The organism is Enterococcus sp. HMSC078F03 (assembly GCF_001811595.1).
In the GTDB taxonomy this organism is placed as follows: Bacteria; Bacillota; Bacilli; order Lactobacillales; family Enterococcaceae; genus Enterococcus; species Enterococcus faecalis.
This window is the reverse complement of the sequence record NZ_KV805567.1, coordinates 1-275: the sequence shown is the minus strand read 5'-3', so window position 1 is coordinate 275 and position 275 is coordinate 1. Positions and strand designations below refer to the sequence as shown.

1 protein-coding gene is annotated in these 275 nt (G+C 38.2%); it reads right to left on the bottom strand.

Translation table 11 applies throughout. The features are described from left to right. A partial coding sequence (locus HMPREF2810_RS08460; protein WP_070635602.1) for a KDGP aldolase occupies nt 1-275 on the bottom strand: 275 nt, incomplete at both ends.

Genomic DNA, 275 nt, shown 5'->3' with positions numbered 1-275 from the left:
TACTTATTCAATGTGTTTTTCATCATGGTTAGTAACGTTTTCACGTCTTCTGTTCTAGTGTCCCCTGTTTCTTGATCGATAATTGAGCTGTAGACATGAGGAATGATTTTTTTAACGCCGGCATTCACCGCAATTTGAACAATTTCTTCAAAGTTTTCTAAATCAATGCCCCCTGTTGGCTCTAAATAAAAGTCATACTTGGCACAAGCTGCTGCTACTGCTTGGTATTCTTCTTTGTGAGCCAAGCCTTTCATCGGGAAATATTTAATGGAACT